General features: G+C 71.8%; 5 protein-coding genes. 1 reads left to right on the top strand and 4 read right to left on the bottom strand.

The window, feature by feature from the left end:
• The coding region (locus tag BG452_RS03160) for a bifunctional [glutamine synthetase] adenylyltransferase/[glutamine synthetase]-adenylyl-L-tyrosine phosphorylase (protein WP_317620879.1) at window positions 1–1,886 on the bottom strand (1,886 nt) is incomplete at its 3' end.
• A 118-nt stretch (window positions 1,887–2,004) separates the two neighbouring features.
• A complete protein-coding gene (locus BG452_RS03155; RefSeq protein ID WP_188302579.1) occupies window positions 2,005–3,231 on the bottom strand; it encodes a glycosyltransferase in 1,227 nt (408 codons plus the stop codon).
• A 338-nt stretch (window positions 3,232–3,569) separates the two neighbouring features.
• Between BG452_RS03155 and BG452_RS03150 the strand changes: the two genes are divergently transcribed.
• Complete coding sequence (locus tag BG452_RS03150; protein WP_188302578.1) at window positions 3,570–4,361, top strand: hypothetical protein; 792 nt, start codon at window positions 3,570–3,572, stop codon at window positions 4,359–4,361.
• Between the two features lie 38 nt (window positions 4,362–4,399).
• Here BG452_RS03150 and BG452_RS03145 read toward each other — a convergent pair whose 3' ends face one another.
• Both BG452_RS03145 and glnA read right to left on the bottom strand, forming a co-directional pair.
• Entirely contained in the window at window positions 4,400–5,116 is a 717-nt protein-coding gene (locus BG452_RS03145) for a class E sortase (RefSeq protein ID WP_317620878.1), read from the bottom strand.
• Between the two features lie 140 nt (window positions 5,117–5,256).
• Window positions 5,257–6,618 carry a type I glutamate--ammonia ligase gene (gene glnA, locus BG452_RS03140; protein ID WP_188302577.1) on the bottom strand — a complete coding sequence of 454 codons (1,362 nt, stop codon included), beginning with the start codon at window positions 6,616–6,618 and terminating at the stop codon, window positions 5,257–5,259.
• Window positions 6,619–6,704: the final 86 nt, after the last annotated feature.

Below are 6,704 nucleotides of genomic sequence, written 5' to 3'. Positions count from 1 at the left end.
GCCAGGCCCTGGGGGTCGCCGAGCATGGCCACCGCCTCGGGGGCGCGCAGCAGCAGGTCGGGGGCGAGCCGGCCGGCCGACAGCACCCGGGCCAGCTGCTCGGCGGCGGCGCTCTCGTCGCGCAGCAGCCGCAGGTACCAGGGGGTGCGGCCGAGCGCGTCGGAGACCTGGCGGAAGTTGAGCAGCCCGGCGTCCGGGTCGGCGGATTCGGCGAACCAGCCGAGCAGCACCGGCAGCAGGGTGCGCTGGATCGCGGCCTTGCGGCTGACCCCGGAGGCGAGCGCGCTGATGTGCCGCAGCGCGGCGGCCGGGTCGGCGTAGCCGAGCGCCTCCAGCCGGGCCCGGGCCGCATCCGGGGTCAACCCGGCGGCGCCGGGCGGCAGTTCGGCGACGGCGTCGAGCAGCGGCCGGTAGAACAGCTTCTCGTGCAGCCGCCGGACCTCCACCGCGTGCCGCTTCCACTCGCGCTGCAGGGCGGCCACCGGGTCGGAGCGGGTGTCGTCGTTGATCAGCGTGGCGAGCGAGCGGGCGAGGCGGCGCTGGTCCTCCTCGGCGGTGGGCATCAGGTGGGTGCGGCGCAGCCGGTGCAGCTGGATGCGGTGCTCCAGGGAACGCAGGAAGCGGTACGCGGTGTCCAGCGAGACGGCGTCGGCCCGGCCGACGTACCCGCCGCGGGAGAGCGCGGCCAGCGCCTCCAGGGTGTTGCCGCTGCGCAGCGCCGGGTCGGTGCGGCCGTGCACCAGCTGGAGCAGCTGGACGGAGAACTCGACGTCGCGCAGCCCGCCGGGGCCGAGTTTGAGCTGGCGGTCCAGTTCGGGGGCCGGGATGGAGTCGATCACCCGGCGGCGCATCTGCTGCACGTCGGTGACGAAGTTCTCCCGGGCGGCGGCCTGCCAGACCATCGGGGCGAGCGCCTCGACGTAGGCGGCGCCGAGTTCGGCGTCCCCGGCGACCGGGCGGGCCTTGAGCAGCGCCTGGAACTCCCAGGTCTTGGCCCAGCGCTGGTAGTAGGCGAGGTGGCTGGCCAGGGTGCGCACCAGTGGCCCGTTGCGGCCCTCGGGGCGCAGGTTGGCGTCCACCGGCCAGATGGTGCCCTCGCCGGTGGTGTCCGAGCAGAGCCGGGTGAGCGCGGCGGCCAGCCGGGTGGCAGCCTGGACCGCCTCGTGCTCGGCCACGCCCTCGCGCGGCTCGGCGACGAAGATGACGTCCACGTCGGAGACGTAGTTGAGTTCGCGGCCGCCGCACTTGCCCATCCCGATCACCGCGAGCCGGCAGGCCGCGGCGGCCTCCGGGTCCTGGTCGGCGGCGAGGTCCAGGGCGGTCTGCAGGGTGGCGCCGGCCAGGTCGGCGAGTTCGGCGGCGGTCTGGGCGAGGTCGGTGGTGCCGGTGAGGTCGCGGGCGGCGATGGCCAGCAGGCAGCGGCGGTAGGCGACCCGCAGCGCGTTCTCCGGGTGGTGCTGGGCGCCTTGGACGCCCTCGGCGAGGGCGCGGCGGAAGTCCGCCGGGCCGGGGTGCATGTCGCGCAGTTCGAATGTGACCAGCACGTGCCAGTCGTGCGGGTGCCGGGCCAGGTGGTCGGCGAGCGCGGTGGAGACGCCGAGCACGCCGAGCAGCCGGTCGCGCAGCGGTTTGGAGGTGGTGAGGGTGTCGCGCAGGGTGTGTCGTTCGGCGTCGTCGGCGGCCTCCAGCAGCCGGGCCAGGCCCAGCAGTGCGAGGTCGGGGTCGGCGGTGGCGCCGAGCGCGTCCAGCAGCACCGGATCGTCGGCCAGGCCCTCCAGTCCGGGGCCGTCCAGCAGCCCTACGGCCTTCGCGGGATCGGTGAACCCGCGCCGGACCAGCCTGATCTCGGGCCGGCTGACCCGGCTCCCGGCTCGCTGCTCCTCCACGCCATCGCCCTCCCAGCACGCCCGGTGGCCCGCGCACGTGCCCGGGCCCTGGACCTACCTTCCCAGGAGCCGGTCCGCCCGCGCCACGGGGGCCGTGGCGCGGGCGGCCGTAACGGTGTCAGGCCCGCTCCGGCATCCGGTTCACCAGGTGCCAGAGCAGCGCCGACAGCAGTACCGAACCGGTCGCGGCGGTGCCCGTCAGCAGCAGGGACTCCCGGTCGAGCAGGCTGCCGGAGACCGCGCCGAGCACGCCCAACCCGGCACCCGTCAGGGCGAGGCCGAGTCGCCGTCGTTCCGACATCCGGGTGATGACGCCCCGGCGTCCTTGACGGCCGGTCCAGGACGTCAGATGCCGGCCCAGCACCCATTCCCGGAACATCACCCAGAGGGAAACGACGGTGCCCATGGTGCCCACCACGAGATAGGCCGGATAGCAGCTGAGCGTCCGCCGGATCCCGATTTGCAGGGCCGCCGTTCCGAAGGTCAGCGCCACCATCATCAAGAACCACACACCCATCCAGCGGAAGGCGTCGAAATGGGCGAACCTGGTGACCAGCTGATAAAGCAGCGAGACGTATCCGGAGGCCATCAGGACACTGTCCACGAGCATCGCACCGAATACCCGGGTGAATCCCCAGTTGCGGAAGAACAGACCGCGGTGCTTGTACAGCGCCTGCGCCCAGCCCGCCGCCCACCGGTGGGTCTGCGCCCAGTAGACGGACCAGCTGCCCGGGTCGCGCACGCACACGTACGCGCCGGGCACGAATCCCGCCTTCCGCCCCGCCCGGTTCATCTTGAGCGCCAGTTCGACGTCCTCGCAGAGGCTGTCGGTGGACCAGCCGCCGACCGCCCGGACCGCCTCCGTGCGGTAGACGCCCGCACAGCCGGACAGCACGGCGACCCAGCCGTGCCAGGACTCGACCGTCCGGGACATCCGGTGGGCCGCCGCCCACTCGATCACGCGCGAGCGCTGGAACACGCCCTTGACGGCGTGCGGCGTGACGGACATGCAGACGCCGCCGTAGTCCTTGGCGCAGATCCGTTCCAGGCACATCTCCAACGCCCCGTCGGAGGCGAAGTAGCCATCCGCGTCGAGCAGGGCGACGAACTCGGTGGTCACCTCCGCGAGGGCGAGGTTGAGCGACTCCGGCTTGCTCCTCCGGTCGACCTCCAGCACGTCGGCGCCGCACCGCCGGGCGATCGCCACCGTGTCGTCGGTACAGGAGTCCGCGATGACCAGCACGGTGCGCGGCCGCGCCGTCTGACCGAAGGCGGACTCCACCGCGGACGCGATGAAGTCCGCCTCGTTGTGTGCCGGAATCAGCACGGTCAGCGACTCGGTCACCGCCGGGCGAACCACTTCACAGCCGCACCGATCGCGGCGGCGGCTCCGCCGGTCGCCAGCAGCGCCAGGGAGGCGACGCCAGTATGCGCGAGTCCGTACATGATTATTCCTCACTGACTGGTCCGACTTCTTGTCCGGTGAATTCATGCGCAAATCCGAAGGAATCGGCGAGCATCGGGCCACCGCCATAAAACCCACGCGAGATCTATCACGAACCGGCCGATGCGCCTCAATAACACACCAATCCGGGGCACGCGATCCGGGGTGCTGGTACGAAATTCATCCGGACGGCTCCGTCTGATGCGCGGAGTGACCGCGCGCCCCGGATGCTGGGCGTCATGGCAATGCGACTCCTGCTGGCAATGGCGGTGACGGCCGTCGCTGCGGTGACCGGCGCCCCCGCGTCAGCCGCGCCCGCCGCCCCGCTCGCCCGGGACACCTCCGTGCTGCTGGAACGGTTCGAGACCCTGGATCTGGGCCCGGGTCACCGGTGGGGCTGGCAAACCGCCGCGTACGCGGACTGCACCGAGAACCCGGACAGCTGGAAGCTCGACCGGTTGACCACCGACGCGCTGAGCACCGCCGACGGACGCCTGACCATCACCGCCACCCACCGCCCGGACGGCGCCTGGGACACCGGCCTGCTGACCACCGGCGACTCCTGCGACTCCGGTGGTTCCGGAGTCCAGGTCCGCACCGGCGACCTGGTCACGGTGCACGTCCGGCTGCCCGCCGCGAACACCGGCGCCTGGCCGTGCCTGTGGACCTGGCGCGACGGCGGCAACGAACTCGACCTGTTCGAGTGGTACGCCGACCACCCGGACCGGATCGAGTTCGTCAACCACGTGCGCTCGGGCAGCACCGTCTACTCCGGCCCGGAGATCGGCCCCGAACGCTGGGTGTACGTGGCAGTGCGCCTCGGCGACCAGAACGACACCTGGTACGTCGGGCCGTCCCAGGACGAGATGACGCCGGTCTGGTCCGACGGGACCGGCGTCGGGCCGGACTTCGCCGCCTACCTGATCCTCAACCTCTCGATCGGCGACGGGACCTTCCACGACCCGCCGTCGCGCACCGACCCGGTCACCATGCAGGTCGACCTGCTGAGCATCGACCGTCCCAGGCGGTAGGCGGGCGCGGCCGCCGGACGCTCCGGGCGGGCGGCCGCTCAGCGCAGCTCCGGCGGCGGCACCCGCCCGGGCGTCATCGCCTCCTCCCGGACCAGGCTCCCCCAGACCACCAGCCGGAAGAGCGAGGTGTACGCCGGCGTGCACGTCGTCAGGGTGATGTAGCGCCCCGGCGAGCGGTACGGCGAGCCGACGGGGACGGGTGCGATCACGCCCACGTCGTCGGGAGAGGTCTCCGGCAGCACGCCGTCGACCCGGTAGACGTACCAGCGGTCCCTGGTCTCGACCACCAGGGGGTCACCCGGGCCCACCTGGTCCAGGTCGTGGAACTTCGCACCGTGGCCGTCCCGGTGCGCCGCCAGGGCGAAATTGCCCGCACCCTCCCAGGGCGGCACCGAGCGGTACGGCCACGTGTACACGCCGGCCACTCCCGCCGCCAGGGTCTCGTCGTCCGTGCCGAGCCTGATCAGCACCTGGTAGTCCCGGCCCATGGCGGGCACGTGCAGGAAACCGAGGTCCGCCCCGCCCAGCCCGGCAACCGGCGCCGAGGGCTCCGCAGTCGGCGCCGGGGCGGCGACCGACCAGCTGTCACGCAGCCGCCCGGCGGCCCGGCCCGCCTCCCGGTCGGACACCACGTTGCTCCACCAGAGCGAGTACGCCGCGAAGAGGGCCATCAGCAGGCCGAACGTCAACAGCACGTCCCCGAAACCCCGGGCGGCCGCCCGCACCACCATGCCGATCCGCTGCCGCTGCGCCACCCCGGTCCTCCTCACCACGGCTCAGGCGGCAACTCCAGCGCTCCGCCCGACCCGTGGCAAGCCAACACACTCCGGCGCGGCGCTCCTCCCCCGAACGGAGTAGGGCCGCGGCCCGCGCCGGAACCCCCGCCGCACGCCCCCTACAGCACCTGGAGGTTCTTGCGCAGCTCGAACGGGGTGACCTCGGAGCGGTACTCCTCCCACTCCTGGCGCTTGTTGCGCAGGAAGAAGTCGAAGACGTGCTCGCCCAGGGTCTCGGCGACCAGTTCGCTGCGCTGCATCAGGTCGATGGCCTCGCCCAGGTTCTGCGGCATCGGCTGGATGCCGAGGGCGCGGCGCTCGGAGTCGGACAGCGCCCACACGTCGTCGTCGGCGCCGGGCGGCAGCTCGTAGCCCTCCTCGATGCCCTTGAGGCCGGCCGCGAGGGTGACGGCGTAGGCGAGGTAGGGGTTGCAGCCGGTGTCCAGCGAGCGGACCTCGATCCGGGTGGAGCCCTGCTTGCCCGGCTTGTACATCGGCACCCGGATCAGCGCCGAGCGGTTGTTGTGGCCCCAGCAGATGTACGAGGGGGCCTCGCCGCCGGCGCCGGCGGTGCGCTGGGAACCGCCCCAGATGCGCTTGTAGGAGTTCACCCACTGGTTGGTGACGGCGGCCGTCTCGGCGGCGTGCCGCAGCAGGCCGGCGATGAACGATCTGCCGACCTTGGAGAGCTGGTACTCGGCGCCGGACTCGTGGAAGGCGTTGCGGTCACCCTCGAACAGCGAGAGGTGGGTGTGCATCCCGCTGCCGGGGTGCTCGGAGAACGGCTTGGGCATGAAGCTCGCGTGCACGCCCTGCTCCAGCGCGACCTCCTTCATGACCAGCCGGAAGGTCATGATGTTGTCCGCGGTGGACAGCGCGTCGGCGTAGCGCAGGTCGATCTCCTGCTGGCCGGGGGCGCCCTCGTGGTGCGAGAACTCGACCGAGATGCCCATCGACTCCAGCATGGTGATCGCCTGGCGGCGGAAGTCGTGGCCCACCCCGCGCGGGGTGTGGTCGAAGTAGCCGGACTGGTCGGCGGGGATCGGCGGGGTGCCGTCGCCGGGCAGGTTCTTCAGCAGGAAGAACTCGATCTCGGGGTGGGTGTAGAAGGTGAAGCCCTGGTCGGAGGCCTTCTCCAGGGTGCGCTTGAGCACGAACCTCGGGTCGGCGTAGGAGGGCGAGCCGTCCGGCATCAGGATGTCGCAGAACATCCGCGCGGTGCCCGGGGTCTCCGAGCGCCACGGCAGGATCTGGAAGGTGGTCGGATCCGGCTTGGCGATCATGTCGGACTCGTACACCCGGGCGAATCCCTCGATCGCCGAGCCGTCGAACCCGATGCCCTCCTCGAAGGCCTGTTCCAGTTCGGCCGGCGCCACCGCGACCGACTTCAGGAAGCCGAGCACATCGGTGAACCACAGCCGGACGAACCGGATGTCACGCTCTTCGAGCGTCCGAAGCACGAACTGCTGCTGCTTGCCCATGGGGACAGTCTCACCTCTGCTCTTTACGCTCGTGTTACGCCCGGGAGGCCCCCGAAAGACCACGTAAAGCGATTGCCCCCATCATG

This window comes from Streptomyces sp. CBMA123, assembly GCF_014596465.1.
Classification (GTDB): Bacteria; Actinomycetota; Actinomycetes; order Streptomycetales; family Streptomycetaceae; genus Kitasatospora.
Note: the sequence above shows the minus strand (reverse complement) of the source record. Positions and strands in the feature narration are given on the sequence as shown.